This window comes from Psychrobacter sp. UBA2769, from assembly GCF_002352555.1.
Taxonomy (GTDB): domain Bacteria; phylum Pseudomonadota; class Gammaproteobacteria; order Pseudomonadales; family Moraxellaceae; genus Psychrobacter; species Psychrobacter maritimus.
The window spans coordinates 43,538-61,491 of sequence record NZ_DEIR01000007.1 but is presented as its reverse complement, the minus strand read 5'-3'; the positions used below and the strand labels follow the sequence as shown (position 1 = coordinate 61,491).

The 17,954-nt window shown below is 37.7% G+C and carries 11 protein-coding genes and 2 tRNA genes; 7 read left to right on the top strand and 6 right to left on the bottom strand.

Going from position 1 to position 17,954, the window contains the following annotated elements; translation table 11 throughout:
- Positions 1–56 precede the first annotated feature (56 nt).
- Complete coding sequence (locus B3Q63_RS02700; protein ID WP_296173462.1) at positions 57–2,087, bottom strand: N-6 DNA methylase; 2,031 nt, start codon at positions 2,085–2,087, stop codon at positions 57–59.
- Positions 2,088–2,347: 260 nt separating this feature from the next.
- On the opposite strand from B3Q63_RS02700, the gene B3Q63_RS02695 reads away from it, so the two are divergent.
- From B3Q63_RS02695 to B3Q63_RS02680, 4 genes are read left to right on the top strand one after another with little or no spacing between them, the layout of a single operon-like run.
- The gene (locus tag B3Q63_RS02695; RefSeq protein ID WP_296173460.1) at positions 2,348–3,370 is read left to right on the top strand and encodes a nucleotidyltransferase domain-containing protein; all 1,023 of its coding nucleotides are present in this window, start codon (positions 2,348–2,350) and stop codon (positions 3,368–3,370) included.
- Positions 3,371–3,378: 8 nt separating this feature from the next.
- A complete protein-coding gene (locus B3Q63_RS02690; RefSeq protein ID WP_296173458.1) occupies positions 3,379–5,070 on the top strand; it encodes a ThiF family adenylyltransferase in 1,692 nt (563 codons plus the stop codon).
- Entirely contained in the window at positions 5,055–5,570 is a 516-nt protein-coding gene (locus B3Q63_RS02685; protein ID WP_296173456.1) for a Mov34/MPN/PAD-1 family protein, read from the top strand. The genes B3Q63_RS02690 and B3Q63_RS02685 overlap by 16 nt, the downstream gene beginning before the upstream one ends.
- A gap of 3 nt (positions 5,571–5,573) precedes the next feature.
- Positions 5,574–7,196, top strand: coding sequence for an SAVED domain-containing protein (locus tag B3Q63_RS02680; RefSeq protein ID WP_296173454.1), 1,623 nt, complete (start codon positions 5,574–5,576; stop codon positions 7,194–7,196).
- A 92-nt stretch (positions 7,197–7,288) separates the two neighbouring features.
- Here B3Q63_RS02680 and B3Q63_RS02675 read toward each other — a convergent pair whose 3' ends face one another.
- Positions 7,289–9,547, bottom strand: coding sequence for an ankyrin repeat domain-containing protein (locus tag B3Q63_RS02675; protein WP_296173452.1), 2,259 nt, complete (start codon positions 9,545–9,547; stop codon positions 7,289–7,291).
- 556 nt (positions 9,548–10,103) lie between these two features.
- Between B3Q63_RS02675 and B3Q63_RS02670 the strand changes: the two genes are divergently transcribed.
- Together B3Q63_RS02670 and B3Q63_RS02665 are read left to right on the top strand one after the other, a co-directional pair.
- The gene (locus tag B3Q63_RS02670) at positions 10,104–12,398 is read left to right on the top strand and encodes an AAA family ATPase (RefSeq protein WP_296173449.1); all 2,295 of its coding nucleotides are present in this window, start codon (positions 10,104–10,106) and stop codon (positions 12,396–12,398) included.
- Positions 12,395–13,672 carry an McrC family protein gene (locus B3Q63_RS02665; protein WP_296173447.1) on the top strand — a complete coding sequence of 426 codons (1,278 nt, stop codon included), beginning with the start codon at positions 12,395–12,397 and terminating at the stop codon, positions 13,670–13,672. Before B3Q63_RS02670 ends, B3Q63_RS02665 begins: the two co-directional genes overlap by 4 nt.
- Before the next feature lie 331 nt (positions 13,673–14,003).
- On the opposite strand, the gene B3Q63_RS02660 is transcribed toward B3Q63_RS02665, so the two are convergent.
- The 4 genes from B3Q63_RS02660 to msrB form a co-directional block, all read right to left on the bottom strand.
- Positions 14,004–14,068, bottom strand: a tRNA-Asp gene (locus B3Q63_RS02660).
- A gap of 54 nt (positions 14,069–14,122) precedes the next feature.
- Positions 14,123–14,198 (bottom strand) — tRNA-Val (locus tag B3Q63_RS02655).
- A gap of 322 nt (positions 14,199–14,520) precedes the next feature.
- Positions 14,521–15,006 carry a glutathione peroxidase gene (locus B3Q63_RS02650; RefSeq protein ID WP_296173444.1) on the bottom strand — a complete coding sequence of 162 codons (486 nt, stop codon included), beginning with the start codon at positions 15,004–15,006 and terminating at the stop codon, positions 14,521–14,523.
- Between the two features lie 152 nt (positions 15,007–15,158).
- Complete coding sequence (gene msrB, locus B3Q63_RS02645) at positions 15,159–15,584, bottom strand: peptide-methionine (R)-S-oxide reductase MsrB (RefSeq protein WP_201562918.1); 426 nt, start codon at positions 15,582–15,584, stop codon at positions 15,159–15,161.
- 567 nt (positions 15,585–16,151) lie between these two features.
- Here msrB and B3Q63_RS02640 point away from each other — a divergent pair.
- A complete protein-coding gene (locus tag B3Q63_RS02640) occupies positions 16,152–17,810 on the top strand; it encodes an aminotransferase class I/II-fold pyridoxal phosphate-dependent enzyme (RefSeq protein WP_296173439.1) in 1,659 nt (552 codons plus the stop codon).
- Positions 17,811–17,954 lie beyond the last annotated feature (144 nt).

Here is a 17,954-nt window from a genome sequence, read left to right as displayed (position 1 = left end):
CCTCGAGGTGTAAAGTCGAAATTATGATTAAATATATTTAAAAATCTTCACTCAAGCTAGTCTTTTGGTAATTTGCCTACAAAGGCATTTTGCATTACTGATTTTTTAAGTTCTTCTAATTGTAATAATTTCCTAGAATAAAGTTTATCTAGTATTTGTTTATGCTCTTCAAATAGGTCAAGCTGAGATTTTATTTCTTTTTGCTCATCTATATTACTAGGATATGAGATAATAATATCTTTTAAAGATGAGTTAGATATTACTGGTTGAGCTGCTTGTCTTGCATATGTTCTTAAATTGACATAATTAAGAGCATAAGTTAGAAACCCTAAATCAAAACTCTTTAAATCATTAGAGATTTTAAAAGCATTATCAGTCAACCAAAACCTTTCCTCAACGAGTCTTACATTACCACACAGTGCTCCAACCCTACCTATAATCACTACAGGACCTTCAATATTATATTCGTTATGATAACCCGCTATCCCGTTGCCGCCATAAACGGGATAGTCGCCATTAACCATATTTTTAGCTGTCAAGCCATCTCCACTTTTTAATCTAAATAATTCGCTAAACTTACTCTGTTTCCAGTGTTTGTTTTGTTCATCAAATAACTGGCTTATATCCGACTGAAGTAGATTGTTAATATAAATAATTTGTTTTTCAATATCAGTATCTAAAGCCTTCATTTCAGCCAAAATTATTTCAGTATTTTTTAGGGGTTTTCCTATATGTGTATTAGAGTTTTTAGCACTTAAATCATAAGTATCAGTAGGTATATCATCTACATTTAGTATCCATGACTTTTCAGTCTCAGGTTTAGTCTTTTGTAGTTGTATAAACTCAACTAAATCTTCATCATTTAATGGATTTTTTTTACCCATATTGCGACCAGGATTTAGCTGATAGAACCAAGTTTTCTTAGTTGCTGTTCCTTTAGTAAAGAACAGCACTACTGTTTTGACACCAGCTCCCAAAAAGGTACCACCAGGCATATCTAGTATAGTATGTAGGTCGCAAGTGTCTAAAAGGTGCTTACGCAGAGCTATTGAAGCATTATCAGTATTGCTCAAAAATGTATTTTTAATAACGATGGCAGCACGACCATTGGCTTTTAAACTACGAATAAAGTGTTGTAAGAATAGATAAGCCGTTTCGCCAGTCTTGATATTAAAGTTGGTTTGGATTTCATGACGTTCTTTACCACCAAAAGGCGGATTGGCAAGGATAACGTTATAACGGTCAGCATCTTTAATTTCTTTAAGATCAATACTTAGCGTATTTGTATGAATGATATTAGGCGCTTCAATGCCATGTAATATCATATTCATGACACCGATTACATAAGCTAAGTTTTTCTTTTCTCTGGCATAAAAAGTACTATTTTGAAGTGTTTGCAAGTTTTTAGTGCTTTTTTCCATGCGGTCAGATATATAATCGAATGCTTCACATAAGAACCCACCTGAGCCTGCTGCACCATCATAGACGGTTTCACCTATTACTGGATTGACTACCTCTATCATGGCTCGAATAAGCGGACGCGGTGTATAGTACTGACCACCATTTCGACCAGCATTACCCATGTTTTTGATTTTAGTCTCGTAAAGGTGGCTCAACTCATGCTTATCTTTACTAGAACGAAACTGGAAATCATCTACATATTCTATAATTTCACGTAGGTTGTAACCTGACTGAATTTTATTTTTTAGCTCAGAATAGATTTCACCTATTTTGTATTCAATCGTATTAATATCAGCTTCATTCTCATTGAATTTCGCTAGATACGGAAAAAGCTCATTATTAACGAAGCCTACTAAATCAAGACCAGTCATTGCTGTGTGGTTATCTAGCTTGCCATTTTCATCTTTAGGCATCGCCCAGTTATGCCAGCGAAATTTCTCATCCATAATATAGCTATATTCTTCACCCATCAAAGCAGCTTCTTCTGCTTTCTCTTCTTCTAAATCTTCTAGATAGCGTAAAAATAGTATCCAAGAAGTCTGACCAATATAGTCAAGCTCACTGTCAGCCCCAGAGTCTTTAAAGAGAATGTCGTCAATATTTTTAAAGGTTTGTTCAAAGTTCATAGTTTTAAGTACCAAAAATTTTGTAGCCATTGTACAGAGATGATGCTTAAAAGGCATTGTGTATGTGCTATTAAGCGAAATTACCTATTTTACCAATAATTAGTCAATATTTAATATATAAACATAAGTGCCTCTTTTTATGTGATTCATCAGTCAGACGACATGGTATGTCGTCTATTCAGACTATAATCTACTAAGGGCAGCTAGAGTTTGCTATATTCTACAGTTATTAAAACTTAACAATTATTGAGAGGTAGAATATGGCAGATTTACAGACGCAGTTTTTGGGATTCCATAGTGCTATTAGATTAGGCACTTACGAAGAAAATAGCTTTTTACGTGATAAACGTGACCTAATAATCGAGCAGCTTAAAAGTAGGTTGAAAGAGAAAAAAGACGAAGGCTATCCTCAGTATGAAAGAAGCTTCAACCAAGGAAGCTACGCTTTAAATACAGGTATTAAGCCTATAAGAGATGGTGATTATGATATCGATGTTGGTGTACTTCTGGACTGCCACAAAGAGGACTATAAACCAGTCGAATTGAAAGAGTTAGTCGCAGATTGTATAAAACACAATAACCGGACAGTAGAAGTGAGCCGTTCATGTGTGACAGTGACATATATAAAGGAGGGCAAACCAGATTATCATGTTGATTTGCCAATCTATGCTAAATCTAGCAACACATACGATGATATATATTATCTAGCTAAAGGTAGAAAAGGGTTAGCTGAAGATAAGCGAGTTTGGCAGGCAGCGGATCCTGAGGGTATCAATTCAATAATCAATGGCTTATATAAAGGTAATGATACCTATGAGGATAACGGTTCTGAGCAACGCAAACAGTTTCGTAGATGTGTACGCTATTTAAAAAGATGGCGTAATCATAAATACGTGGGTATTCATAGTATTGGATTGACTATGGCAGCGTATCATTGGTTGGAACCCGAATTAGAAGTTAAAAATGATGAGGAAGTTCTACTGAGTTTGGTCAAAACTATCTTAAATAATTTTGATTACTCTGGTCGTCTCAGCATTAATCTGCCTATAACACCTGGTGGTGACTTACTAAAATCTGTCAACGACGACGATATGGTTACCATCAAGGAGCATTTTGAGACACTAAGGGATAATTTACAGTCAGCTGTCGATGAGCCAGATGCGCATGAAGCCAGTAAGACATTGAGAAAAAGTTTTGGTGATGACTTTCCAGAAGTAGCGAAAAGCGATAAAGCTAAAAAAAGTAATGAAGCGCCATATGTCAGTACTGGATCATCAGCATAGGTAATGTTATGACAATTAGCGATGATGTACGACAAAGCTTTAAAAATCATATTCAATCTCTTAATGGTAAGAACATTAAGAGCTATGATAAAAAAGATGGTTTTATAACTATTGACTTTGATTTAGATGTTAATCGTCAGACAGTCCCTTTATCAGTCAAATATGCTGATCAAAAGCGTTGGCTATCATTGCCTACAGTATCTGTTTCTCAGTGCAATTTGACAGCACTGGATCATGTGGGTAATGACGGATTAATATGTGTCACAGATCATCAAGGTGAAATGTTTGATAGCGCTGACTTATCTGGTCTTTTTAAATATGCTGTAGATACGGCTATAGGTATTCTGACGAACGCTCTTGAATCCTACAGTGCTGGAAATAGGGATGCTTTATACGAAGAAATCGATGGTTATAATCAGACAGTCGTATCAGACGCACCTGTTATTGTTGCGACACACAATCCCAATCAGTCTGACAGTTTATATGCATGGTGTATTAATTTTACGAAACAACGTAATACACCTCAGTGTCATCACATCAAATACTTAGTCGACGGAGCTAGCCGAAATCCACCTAGCTCTAGCCCTTATACTGCTGTAAAAATCACTAAGATATCGTTACCTTGTATCGAAGATTTTGTTATTCCTGATCTTTTCGAATCATTTGATGAAAATTGGTGGAAGAAACAAATATCAAAATTCAGTAAAAATCAGTTGGATAGCTTACACAAGAAAAGTAATTTTAAAATTATCCTCTTAGAGGTACCCACACCTAAAATGCATACATACTTGGTCATTTCCTACTATCAGGATATGACTTCAAATAAGTATCGTAGTTTTAAGGTGCAAACATTGCAGCGTGGCTGGCGTGAGTACTTACTGAATCGTACTGGTATTGATTCTCAATTTTCAAGTAAAAAGACCGTCGTGATAGCTGGCTGCGGTTCAGTTGGATCAAGAGTTGCAGAAACACTAGCTGAGTCAGATATCGATAAGCTAATACTAGTTGATTATGATGATATGAAAACTGACAACGTTATGCGGCATTACCTTGGAATACAAGATGTAAATCAGTCTAAGGTTAGTGCTCTCAAAAACCGTCTGCAGCAAAACATACCTGAGTTAGAAGTAGTAGCCTATAAAGCTAATATCCTAAACTGGCTCAATAGCCAAAACAATGAACAGCTATCTGAAATTCATTCCATAGTATTAGCTACTGGTCATCCTCCAACAGAGCTTGAGGTGTGCCGACGCTTATATACTTATGAGGCGAATGTCCATGTTGTATCTGGTTGGCTAGAGGCTTACGGATTGGGTGGTCATGTTCTAGGATTCAGAAGTAATGAGGATGGTTGCTTGAAGTGTCTTTACTACGATGACGATGGCAATTCTTCAAATTATATAAGGACTAGTTTGTTTAGTAATCCTTTAGGTATAGTTTTGTCGAAAAATATCACTGGATGCGCTGGAGCATTCACGGCATATGGTTCAGTACATGCTATGAAGACGGCTGTAATCATAGCTGAATATGTAATTGAGAATAAAACAGGGTTGCAGTCGTGGTGCGCTACCAATAAGTTACCAACCGACTATGATTTGAAAGCCACTAAACACCAAGAGTTGGCTCTACAAAATGGTGGCTACTATCTACAGTCTTTAGATGCTATAAAAACGGTAGGTTGCTCATGTTGCAGTACTTAAACAACCGCATCGTGTGGAAGGAAAATGATAAAGCATACGATGGCGCAATAGCAGAATCTGTCATAGCCACGTGGTTCTACTTTAGACAGTCACAAGCAAAATCCAAGGAAGCTGGCGGGATATTATTGGGCAGATACTATCCAGACAGTCAGACGATACTGGTAGACGATTTAACGACGCCAATGTTCAGAGATAGACGTACTCGAACCACTTTCTTTCGTTCCACATCTCACGACAAAGCTCTTAAGAAATATTGGAAAGAAACTAAGGGTTATGGTGGTCTACTAGGATTATGGCATACACACCCTGAGCCAAAACCTCATCCATCTAATACCGACTTAAATGATTTAGCCAGTCAATTCACTAGCTCTATATATTTATCGGAACGTATTTTATACGTCATTGTTGGAACAAGCTATATTGGCTTTTGGATTACCTATTCTCGAAACTCTACTATTTTTCTAGGCTATTTACCTTTTTCTACTGAATTGGACAATTAAATAATGACTACAAATAATCTATCTGCGGGAACTCAGACCTCACATGATCAAGCCTTAAATAAGGCTATATTTAACAATCTTGACACAGCCAAACAATATATTAATCATATTAAGAAGGCAGGAGTTCAATGGGACAATATTGGCTTCCTCTCAGACGCAAGCTATCATAATTTAATGACATTACTGTTCAATGGCGGTGAATTGATTGATGTTTTTAGGTTTTCTCTTCAGCATGACGATAATGAGAAGTTGGTTTCATATATAAGTGATAGCTACATAGTAGATGTGAGATTAAAGGTTTCCGAGAAGAAAGAATTTAGTTTGGAAGATTTTCAGTCACAAGAAAGCTTTAAGAGTCTATGGGATGAAACTAGAATTGGCTCTAAGAAGCTCAATGCCAAGGAAACTACTAAATTATTCAAACGTTGGAGTTTAGGTCGAGAGAAAGTTACAGGAAGAGGAAACAAGTTTAGTCAATTGACTAAACGCATTGTTATGGAAGATAGCCATGGTAGGTGCATGTTTTCTGGCTGTGGTTCAAGATTGGATTTTGATTCATTATCAGGGCACAGAGGTAACTTCGGGTATATGGCTCATAACATTGCAGCTTCTGAGAGTGGCCCTAGAGGGGTAATATACTTATCAAAGAATCTTGCTGATGAACCAAGCAATGTTCTGTTGTTGTGTGATGTTCATCATAGGTTAGTAGATCGAATAGCAAGTTTAGATTATCCCGCACCTAAATTACAAGCTATGCGAACCATACATATTCAGCTATGCAACAACCTTCTCAATGCATTGAGTTATACCCCTGTTCCAATATATTTTATTCCGTGGAGCGTAAATGGACAAAGCATAGAAGTGCCAAACCCTATATCAATTTCAAAATCATTGAGCGTAGTCAATTGTAGAGCTAAACACGATTTAACTCCTCTGGAATGGGGTGTAAGTGATTCAATGCAGAACTCTTATGAGTTTCATAGAAGATGTTCTGAGCATATAGAAAACTGTGTTAATCAAATAAAAGCATGGACTAAGGGTAGTAGCACAGCTGTGTTCGTTTTAGGTCCAACTTTTGCTTTAATAGGTTTTGGTGCGAAATTCGGTAATAAGTCGAAATTAATGCCAATGCTGCGTTACAGAGATGCTAGTAGTTGGATGTGGCCTGGAGTACAGCCTAGAGAAGATGCATTTATTATTGATGAGCCAGAGATTGAGTCAAAGCACTCAGAAGTTATTGTTAGCATTAAATTAACTTTTCCCGCTGCGATGATTGATTCAACAATCAACCATCTGAATCAACAAGCCCAAGACAAGCTCCCAGTAATAAGCATATACCCTCCTGAAAGTTATGGATACGGTAATGGTGCCATAGCACATCCACTTGAAGGTGAAAAACTAGCTAGTAGGCTTAAGGATATTTTTACCAATTTGAACCAAATACATGGTATAGAAAAAGTGCATTTACTAGTTTGTGCTTCGAATGCAGCGTGTGTGTATATTGGTCAAGCTGTAGATAGATTTCAGCCTAAATTTATAGTCTATGACTATGGAACCGAAATGATGGAGCCTAAACTTAAAATATATAATGATGGGAATACTACTCTCATTGAATGTGTGCCATAGATTGCTATGCGTATATTTGATCTAATATAACCTGAAAGCAAGGATATCTTCCTATGGCTATCAGGTTATATTAAAAGATTACACTAGTGAAGTTAATTTACTTTATAACTACTCACTAAAGTTAAACTCCTGTCTACAATATCCATTACATCATCAGTTTTAAAGTGCTGACAGATTTTCTCATAGCTCACAGCTTGACCATTTCTACGATTCCTATATACCGTATTAATAATGTCATTTTTTGAGTCTTCAGTAGCGTTATTTAGCATATGAGTGACCAGTTCATCCTCATTAAGCTCGCAGGCTAGTAAGAATGGAGTGTATCCGTCGATGCCACTCCAATCATATCTAGCGCTAGGATTTGCACCTCCATCAATTAGTAGCTTTGCTATTTTGCGCATTTCTCTCAAATCAAATAACTCGTAGTTTGTCTGAGTTTGTTCTTTAAAAACTTCAGATAGCTCTTTAAGAATAGCTATTGCATCCGGACTTTTCGTACTTTGAACAAGATGGCTCGTAACTTCTTGTCTATTAAGACCAAGGCTACCTTGTGTCTCTCTAATAAAGGCAGAAAATTCAAAGTCGCTCATTCTAGCTATTGCTGTTTCTGGATCTTTAGTGATCATAGAAAACTTTTTGAGTAGCAGTTTTGAGTCTTTAATCATTCCAATTAAAGATATACACGTAGTTAATGCGTCTAAATGACCACTACCGCCTTTTTGGTTGATATCTGCTCCTAGGTAGAGAATATGTTCAACGATATCGTATCGTCCTGTCTGCACCGCACTTAATAACGGTAAAAGATGCTTTTTAGAGGTCATTGCATTAATCGTTTTTGGCACGTGTTCTAAATCTTTGAGCGTTTGATAAAACCTATCGTCTGGTTCATGAAGCTCAGTTAAATTCATGTGCTGTAAAGCAACTAATAAAGCTGATTCGTTATTATCAGAGAGGATGTTGATGTCAGCACCAGCTTTTAAGAGTTGATTAATAGCATCTAGATCCTTTCGTAACGTATTCCAAATGAGCTGTGTCGTTATTTGCTTTTTCTTATTTTTATCTCTATGGAGCTTATCGTTGTCATTCAGTTTCACTTTTTTATTAGGTTTTTTAAGGTCAAGTGCTAGTTCTTTTGCGTTTAAATGTATAGGTAGAACAGCTGAGCTCACTTTATATTTTTCTGGTAGTTCAACCTTAAATTTATTGAACACCCTTTGCGCATTGCTTCGCCACATATTGATTTCCCAGTCTTCAACTAGGTTTTCCTTCTTACGTTTGGTATCCTCAGTCAATATCGTAGGTAGAGTGTAGCCATATAGGTTTTGGACACTTTTTAGCTTTGATATTAAGTTCATATCAGGTCTCTCTTGCCAGCTAGCAATCACGAAACCGACTTCGATAATCTGCTCGCATAAGTGTCCTGACCGATAAAGGCTAAGCTCAAATGTCTTAACAAAATACTCTTTAGCTTTCTCTATTTCATCCTTCGAAAAACTGCTTAGACTATAAGTCAGAAGCTCTAAAATAATAGTAGAAGGTCGATGAAGAAATTGCTCATCTTTATTCTGATATAGAGTGGCTACATATTGCATATCTCTTTCATGTAGTGCTAATAGTAAGTCCTCGAATTGAACCATCAGAGCTTTAAAAGATGTAGGCGGTTTTAAATATTGGGTCAATAATTCAAAATCATTGTGTTTTTTAAAGTACGCAATAGCACGAGCCGTTATTAAGAAAACCAGAATATTCTTTGATATATCATGGTGCTTAGGATTGAGAATCGCTAGCAAACTGCCATAACTGGGTAGATCATCACCGCGACGCCATGCCGTAATCTTATCTTTATCGCCCTTAGATAAACTGGTATAAAAAGCATTCCAACCTTTAACACGTTTTTCAATAATTTTGAAAGTAAGCTCCAAGCCTGTAGAGTTATCATTGATTAGCTCAATGTAGTCAGATTTTTCAAAAGGTCTTGTTCTTGTTCCTAAAAAAGAGACAATATTAATTAAATAAGGGCAAAAAAATGCTTCAATTATCCAAGGTCCAATATCATCTCTATGCTGCTCTGATAGATTATAGGTTGCTACTATCTTTAGATAATCATCAAACATCTGAGCAATTAAAGCTTTAAGCTCGTTCTCAACTGATTTTTTTAGCTCAACTCGTTCGATAACTTTATGTATATGTATATTGATAAGCTGGTCAAGCTCATTCTTACTTAGATATAGATCATGACATTTGTTATCTAACGATTCACTATCATTCTTGCTGTCAATTGCTCTAGCAATAGCTCTTACTACTTCAGCAGGGAAAAAATAAGGGCTTGTCTTAATGCTTGTAGTTCTCATTGTGCATAACCTTCTTTTGTATGTCTAATATCGTTGATAAAATTTTTAAGAGCTCTATGATCGCTCGGCGTTTTAGAAAAAGTAACAGACTGTCCGCATGGTGCAACGATCTGATTGTGTTTTCGTTTCTTTCTAAATAACCAGCCTTGCTTTATTAGGCGCTTTATATGATGATTAAAATCTTTGTTGCTTGAATATCTCATATTTTTGAAAGCAGATGTGGCTTGCTACCGCATCTGCCTCTCCAAATTAATTATGTTTGAATTTATTTAGGCTTTGCATTTCCGCGATTTGATCCTGACGAATTGCTTGAACCGTTCTTAGTTGGCCAATTCCCACCGTTGCCTTGGTTGGAAGTTGGCTTTGCTTGTGTAGACTTACTCATGGTGTCGCTCCTATTATGTATATGCCTTTAGTGGCATTGATATAGTCTCAAATACTTGAGCGATCTCCCACTGGGTTAGTGCCGTAAAAATTTTTATTTTTAAACTTTAAAATTTTCAACATGGATAAGTATTTAATGTTTACAAGACTAAGCGGTGAGAAATATACGTGGATGCCTGCATTTGAAGCAATTGCGAATTGGATAGCAGATTATGAGAATAATCAGGAAAGATTATTAGATATACTTAGAAGGAACGGAGTTAGTCCTTTAAGAAGGCTTGAAAATAAGAACGATTCCCAAGCAGTAAATATGATGGATCCCTTCACGTTTTTTTTACTAATTACAAGAAACAAATCCAAACATGATCTGTTAGTTGATCTTTTCCATGTAATGCGTTCAGACGCTATTACTCCTGCAGATTTCAATGGCATTCCATTTTTTAGAGATAGTAAAAAGTACGTGTTCCCAGAAGATCCTCAACTGCGTACAGCTGAAATAGGAGATATTTTATGGAAGCTGTTTCATCAAGCTAGAGACTCAAAGATACAAAGTGAGACTTTTAAGGAAGCCCTAGCCATACCCGATACAGGATTTGTTCTAATTACGCTTTGTCTATACCTTGTTTTTCCTAGTGATTATCTTCCTATAGATAGCTATATGAGGCGTTGGCTATCACTTCACGGAGTTAAAGTCCCTAATTTTAACTGGGAAGACTACGAGCGTACTCTAAAGAGGGTAAAAGAAATTTCTAATAAACCTTTTTGGCAAATTTATGATGAAGCCTCTACAGAAAACTTTATGAATGGAGTTGATAGCATGGTAGGTAATGATGACTTTAAAAAAGCTAAAACAGGGACTCCAAGCTTAAATCGTATAATATACGGACCTCCAGGTACAGGTAAGACCTATCACACTGCAGAATTTGCTGTACAGTGCGTTGCTCCCGATTGGTATGATGATTTAAATGATGAATACCTAGATGGGCCAGAGAGAAGAGAGCTTATAAAAGCTAAGTATGATGAGTTAACGGCAAAAGGACGTATTGCTTTCACGACATTCCATCAAAGTTTTTCTTATGAGGATTTCGTTGAAGGAATTAGACCTGTAGTTGTAGAAGGAAACGATAAGAATTCAAACATTAGCTATGAAGTGGTTGATGGTATTTTCAAGCAATTATGTACTAATGCTAGAACAACAGAACAGACGGGCTCTACGCAAACAGTCAATATTGAAGGTAAGAATATATGGAAGCTTTCTTTAGGAAATACTAATATCTCAGATGAAAATGAAGTATTTAATGAATGTATCGATAATAATTATATACTTCTAGGCTGGGGAGATGACATAAACTTTTCAAATTGTAATAATCGTAATGATGTAGTTTATAAGCTAGAACATTCAGATGATTTTTCTGCAGAAGATAAATCTAATACATATAGAGCGACTGCAGTCAATACTTTTAAAAATTCTGCAAAGATTGGAGATATAGTAGTTGTATCTGATGGTAATCATAAGTTTCGTGCAATCGCTGAGATTACTAGTGACTATGAGTTTCTAGAAAACAGCGAGCTTTACGGTTATCACCAATTAAGAAGTGTTAGATGGCTACGTATTTATAGTCCTAGTTTGCCAAAAGAGCGATTATTTGATAAGTCGCTTTCTCAAATGGCTATTTATCAATTGCATGATAAAACGATCAATAGGTCAAAGCTTCAGCAACTATTAACTTCAGAGCCTACTACTAATTCTAGCGAGTTACCGCATTTGATTATCATTGATGAGATAAACCGTGGCAATATATCTCGTATCTTCGGTGAGCTTATTACATTACTTGAGCCTGATAAGCGTAAGGATGGTACAGATGCACGCGAAGTGATACTTCCTTATTCAAAATTACCATTCTCAGTGCCCTCAAATCTTTACGTACTAGGAACTATGAATACCGCTGATAAATCACTCGCACAGTTGGATTTAGCATTACGTCGCCGTTTTGATTTTATTGAGCTACTACCTAAGCCTGAACTTTTGGATGATATAGAAGTTCATGGCATTCCTGTATTTAAAATATTGACAGTAATGAATCAGCGTATTGAAGTACTGTTAGATCGTGAACATACAATAGGGCACTCATATTTTTGGTCTTTGAAAGACTTGGATTCAGACGAAGAACAGGAAAAGGAACTAGGTAGTATTTTCAAGAGACGTATTATTCCTTTACTGCAAGAATACTTCTTTTCAGATTGGGAGCGTATTGGTTGGGTGTTGAATGACCCTAGTAAACCTCATAATGAAAAATTTATTCAAACAGAAAGTATTCTGCCAAAAGTTAGTGAGTTATTCCATAGTACTATAAAGGGTCTAAACGATCGTCGTTACTATATCAATGAGACTGCTTTTAATAACCCCGAATCCTATAAGAAGATATTAATCCTGCCTAAGTCTAAATCTTCGGATGGCCAAGCATGATTCAAGTCAGAGAGTATGCTCAGCTGACAACAGATCAGACAGTATTTCCTAGCTTAGACTTGGCTATTATAGAGCAGGAAACTTTTGATTGGTTAGTGGGATTAAGTGAAAAAGAGAGCTATGGACGGTTTATTACTTATAAGCGTCCACAATACTTGCAGCTGCACTCTTATGTAGGTTATTTAGAAAGTCCTTGCGGCGAAGGTATTGAGATACTACCAAAAACAGGATTAGGTTTACAGGAGCCAGATAAGAGCAGAGCCGTATTATGCAAAATACTAAGCTCCGTATTAAACCTATCCTATAAAGAGGCTCAATCTGCCAGTCTCAATCGAATGAACTTACCTATTCATGAGTGGATATACTACCAGTTTTTATATTTGCTAAAGGAGCTGGTAGCGTCTGGGCTCAGATTTGACTATCAAAGAATCGAAGAAGAAAGTAGATTTATTCGTGGCCAGCTTGATATTGTAGTTCAACAAAGGCAAACGGTTGGTCGAGCTCATCTTTTTCATATTCGTCATGATGTCTATCATCCAAATCGACTTGAGAATCAATTAATTAAAACGGCATTGGATTACGTACAGCAGCACTGTAGAAGTTCTGAGAACTGGCGACTGGCTAATGAGCTATCACACATCTTACAGCCTATAACGAGTCTTAGAGAGCCTTTAAACTCAATGCCTAAATGGTCAGACATCAAAATATTGCAATCCTACCGAGCGATAAAGCCATGGTGCCAACTAATACTTGAAAAGCTTAATCCAAACTTTCAAAAGGGAGAGCATCGAGGTATTGCATTGTTATTCCCAATGGAGATTTTGTTCGAGAAGTATGTGGCAAAATGCTTACGACGAGATATCAAGTCGCCCTGGCAACTAACAACACAGGCTTCTAATAAGCACATGGTGAATGACCAAAAAGGTTTAAAATCGCGCTTTCAATTAAAGCCTGATCTATTAATCAGTAAAGAAAGAAAAAATTACCATGTACTTGATACCAAATGGAAGTTAATAAGCTTCAGTGACAGTGATAACAACTTTAATATCAGTCAGTCGGATATTTATCAATTATTTGCTTATGGTCATAAGTATTTGGATGGTTGTGGAGATATGATGCTTATTTATCCTAAACATCATCAGTTCGAAACACCTTTGGAGTGTTTTTATTTAGCAGAAGAATTGATATTGTGGGCCATACCATTTTGTATTGAAACTGAGAAAATGGTTATCGGTGAATGGGTAGAAAGGTTTCCATCTTTACCTCAAACTTAGTTTGAGGCTGATCCTTTAAGCTCCTGAACTTATCGATAAGCATAAAATTTGGGGATCAGTTGCCAGCAGCAAGCTTTAACAACTTTGGTCACAAAATGGTCACCGTTTGGTCACTGAGTACTTGGTCACCGATTTTCAAGAAGCAGAGTGCATGTATGTAGACTTATAGAAAATACATTATTAAAGAGTGGACTACTTCTTAAGGGTTGATAAAGAAAGAATAACCAACCCTTACGGATAAAGGCTTTAAGCGGAAATTCAGACACAAAAAAACCTCAAGTAAACGAATACTTGAGGTTGAAACTTTTGTATTAAAACTAAGTTTTAAATATGGCGCAGCGGACGNNGACCCCCGGCGTGACAGGCCGGTATTCTAACCAACTGAACTACCGCTGCTTAGGTCGTTTTTAGCATCTTGTCCTTATCAACAGGACGCACTCGCTAAAAGAGTGGTGGGTGATGACGGATTCGAACCGCCGACATTCTGCGTGTAAGGCAGACGCTCTACCAACTGAGCTAATCACCCTGAGAAGCATATCAAAAAGCAGTGCTTTTTAGCTTCGCAAAAGAAAATCGTTTAAATAGGATTTTCTAAAGCTTTTATTAACTATAGTTGTCACGCTATGGCTAATTTTGAAACGTCTCAATGAGCGTTTCCGACAGCAACTTGCTTTATCAATAAAGCCCCTTGCTGTGGGTGTGTATTATATAGATTTACACATGGCTGTCAAACAGTATTTACCCTTTTCTTAACTATTTTTGCTGAATTTATTAATTTTACGGGCAAGCCTCTGTTTTCATTGGTTTTATATTTTATACAAAACCAATGATTTTTTTCAGCTTATCGGCTATTTCCCTGCTAGCGCTTGCTCAATATCGGATTTAAGCGCTTCAGGCTTGGTGGTTGGCGCATAACGGTCAATAACTTGTCCATCTGACCCAATTAAAAATTTAGTAAAGTTCCATTTGATGCCGTCTGTCAGCAGCCCGCCCTTTTGGTTTTTTAGCCATGCAAAAATCGGATGGGCCTCATCGCCATTGACATCAACCTTAGCCATCATCGGAAAGCTGACACCATAGTTCTTTTGACAAAACGCACCAATCTCATCGTTAGTGCCGGGGTCTTGAGCGCCGAACTGGTTACAAGGGAAACCAATCACGACCAAGCCTTGGTCTTTATATTGTTGATACAACGCTTCCAACCCTTCAAATTGCGGGGTAAAGCCACATTTACTGGCGGTATTGACGATTAATAGCACCTTACCTTTATAATCAGCAAAGGCTTGCGAGGTGCCGTCCATACGCTCAGCGGTAAAATCGTAAATAGTGCTCATCATTCATCCTTAAATTGATTGTTTTATTGTCTTCAGGTTGATAAGAAATTTGCAGGCTTATAAGAAAAAAGGAAGCACCACGTACTTCCTTCTTATCATGCTAGTTTTAGCTAAAATACTGATTTGAGCCAAACTACTGACTATATTGACATTTATTCTTCAGTTTTATCCAAATCGATAGATAACGAGTTGATGCAGTAGCGCATGCCAGTGGTCTCACGAGGTCCATCAGGGAATACGTGACCCAAATGCGCGCCGCAATTGCTGCACGTGACTTCCGTACGGCGCATGCCTAGCGAGTCGTCGACGTGCTCATCGATGGCGCCATTATCGATACCTTGATCGAAGCTTGGCCAGCCGCAACCGGCATCAAACTTACTGTCCGACTCAAACAAGCTGGCACCGCAGCCTTTACAGCGGTAGATGCCTTTATCATTGACGTCGTTATAAACGCCAGTAAATGGACGCTCTGTGCCCTTCTCACGCATCACATGATACTCATCGGCACTCAGGCGCTCTTTCCAGTCCGCTTCGGTCAACTGGCTGATTTCTTCTTTGCTTAATTGATTGTCTTGCATCGTTTATCCTTATGGAATATTTGGATGAAATGAGTGGCTATCTCGTTTGTTGTTTGTCATTTTCTCGCAAAACGTTATCGTTCGTTTTTATGAAAATGATAGCCTTTATCTGCTGCTTACCAGCTGACTATTCAAGGTAGTTATTATAAAGGTGCGCAATTTGCCAGCTGAAATCTTAAGGTCTTGGGAAAATTATTTAGATAGAGAAGTAAAATATAACAAATTATCTTGCCGCCTAAATGAGTAAAGTTGTAATTTTATTGCATTAGCACATTACTTATTTACTCTTAATTCATTATTACTGGTTTAATAACTTCTTATTTCACTCACCATTTAGCACCAAATTTGTTTAAAAAATTCTAAAAGCTATTCATCCAACCTTAAATGCAAGTTATTCTTGCATTTACTTATAACTTTAAAATTAATTTTACGGATATTCATCTTGATACTTGCATTGAAAGTTCATTTGCAATAATATCTTGCATTAGTACTGGTTTATGGCTAAGTATTCTATTGTCATATTTCATTACAAACGCATTGATTGGTTAATAAAAGGTGTAAATAACGATGGCTGATAGCAAAGAGTTGCAGGCGAACAAAGGCACGCAAGCCGAACGATTGGTACAACTGCGCCGCGATAAAGGCATGACTGCCGAGCAATTGGCGCAAGCGATGACCGCAGCAGGCGCAAAGGTCAGTCGCGGTGCTATTTCTAACTGGGAGCGCGGCACCAATGGCATCGTATCATCGAAGCTGCCGACCTTAGCGCGTATCTTAGGCTGTAGCGAAGGTTACCTACTCCGTGGTGAGCTGCAAAGTGCAGCTAATAGTGATATAGACATCGATAGTAATATTGCTAGCAACGCAGATTTAACTCAAAGCATAAATGCTCATAATAAAAACGCAGCACCTAGCAAGCAAGTTAGCAACGCTCAACCAATGACAAATCAAGCAGCACCACATTCACAAAACAACCCTATGAGTGGGCACTCTATGAACACAATAAAAAAATCCGATAAATTACAAAACGTTTGCTACGATATTCGCGGTCCTCTGCTGCAGACGGCTAATAAAATGGAAGCCGAAGGTAAGCGCATTTTAAAGCTTAATATTGGTAACCCTGCCCCGTTCGGTCTTGAAGCACCGCATGAGATTTTGCGTGATGTGGCGATGAACCTGCCAGAAGCGACGGGTTATTCAGACTCACAAGGGATTTTTGCGGCTCGTAAAGCGGTCTTGCAATATTATCAATCAAAAGGCCTGCTATCTGCTGTCGATGTGCGTGATGTGTATTTGGGTAATGGCGTCTCTGAGCTGATTGTCATGACCATGCAGGCGCTCATGAATGATGGCGATGAAGTCCTGGTGCCAATGCCTGATTACCCACTTTGGACGGCAGCCGCCAACTTAGCAGGCGGTACAGCCGTGCATTATCGCTGTAATGAAGACGACAATTGGCATCCTGATATCGAAGACATCAAATCTAAAATCACTTCTAAAACCAAAGGCATCGTGGTTATTAATCCCAATAACCCAACGGGTGCACTGTATAGCGACGAATTGCTGCTGCAGATTATCGAAGTCGCAAAAGAGCATGATTTAATCATCATGGCCGATGAGATTTATGACCGTATTCTCTATGATGATATGGAACATACACCGATGAGCACCTTGACCGATGATGTGCTTGTGCTGTCTTACAACGGTCTATCAAAGTCGCATCGTATCGCAGGTTTCCGCGCTGGTTGGATGATGGTTTCTGGTAAAAAACACCACGCTGCTGACTTTATTGAAGGTTTGGATATGCTGGCGTCTATGCGCCTATGTTCAAACGTCCAAGGGCAATATGCCATTCAAACCGCGATGGGCGGTTATCAAAGTATGAAAGATTTGACCTCTAAAAAAGGCCGTCTCTATAAGCAGCGCGAAATGGCGGTCTCACGCTTAAACGCCATTAAAGGGATTTCTTGCACCATGCCGCAAGGGGCGTTTTATTGCTTTCCAAAAATGGATCCTGCCGTCTACCCTATCGAAGATGATATGGCGTTTATGATGGATTTATTGGTAGAAGAAAACGTCTTACTGGTACAAGGTACCGGCTTTAACTGGGATGCACCCGACCATTTCCGCTTGGTATTTTTACCCAACCTGCACGATTTAGAAGATGCCATGGATCGCTTAGACCGCTTCTTTGCCAAAAAACGTAAACAGTTTGGCACCGAATAGAACTCATTTTGATTAAACTAATTTTCATTTTGATATAAAAAAACGCTTATCGGCATGATGCTGATAAGCGTTTTTTATGCTGTTAAATAAAGTAGTAAAGTCTCACCGTTAAAATCTTGTTAAAAACTCATACGGCTTTAATTT

Excerpts from the sequence above, each read along its gene's own strand:
- B3Q63_RS02700 (WP_296173462.1), bottom strand. The coding sequence starts at position 2,087 with ATGAACTTTGAACAAACCTTTAAAAATATTGACGACATTCTCTTTAAA.
- B3Q63_RS02695 (WP_296173460.1), top strand. The coding sequence starts at position 2,348 with ATGGCAGATTTACAGACGCAGTTTTTGGGATTCCATAGTGCTATTAGA.
- B3Q63_RS02690 (WP_296173458.1), top strand. The coding sequence starts at position 3,379 with ATGACAATTAGCGATGATGTACGACAAAGCTTTAAAAATCATATTCAA.
- B3Q63_RS02685 (WP_296173456.1), top strand. The coding sequence starts at position 5,055 with ATGTTGCAGTACTTAAACAACCGCATCGTGTGGAAGGAAAATGATAAA.
- B3Q63_RS02680 (WP_296173454.1), top strand. The coding sequence starts at position 5,574 with ATGACTACAAATAATCTATCTGCGGGAACTCAGACCTCACATGATCAA.
- B3Q63_RS02675 (WP_296173452.1), bottom strand. The coding sequence starts at position 9,547 with ATGAGAACTACAAGCATTAAGACAAGCCCTTATTTTTTCCCTGCTGAA.
- B3Q63_RS02670 (WP_296173449.1), top strand. The coding sequence starts at position 10,104 with ATGCCTGCATTTGAAGCAATTGCGAATTGGATAGCAGATTATGAGAAT.
- B3Q63_RS02665 (WP_296173447.1), top strand. The coding sequence starts at position 12,395 with ATGATTCAAGTCAGAGAGTATGCTCAGCTGACAACAGATCAGACAGTA.
- B3Q63_RS02650 (WP_296173444.1), bottom strand. The coding sequence starts at position 15,006 with ATGAGCACTATTTACGATTTTACCGCTGAGCGTATGGACGGCACCTCG.
- msrB (WP_201562918.1), bottom strand. The coding sequence starts at position 15,584 with ATGCAAGACAATCAATTAAGCAAAGAAGAAATCAGCCAGTTGACCGAA.
- B3Q63_RS02640 (WP_296173439.1), top strand. The coding sequence starts at position 16,152 with ATGGCTGATAGCAAAGAGTTGCAGGCGAACAAAGGCACGCAAGCCGAA.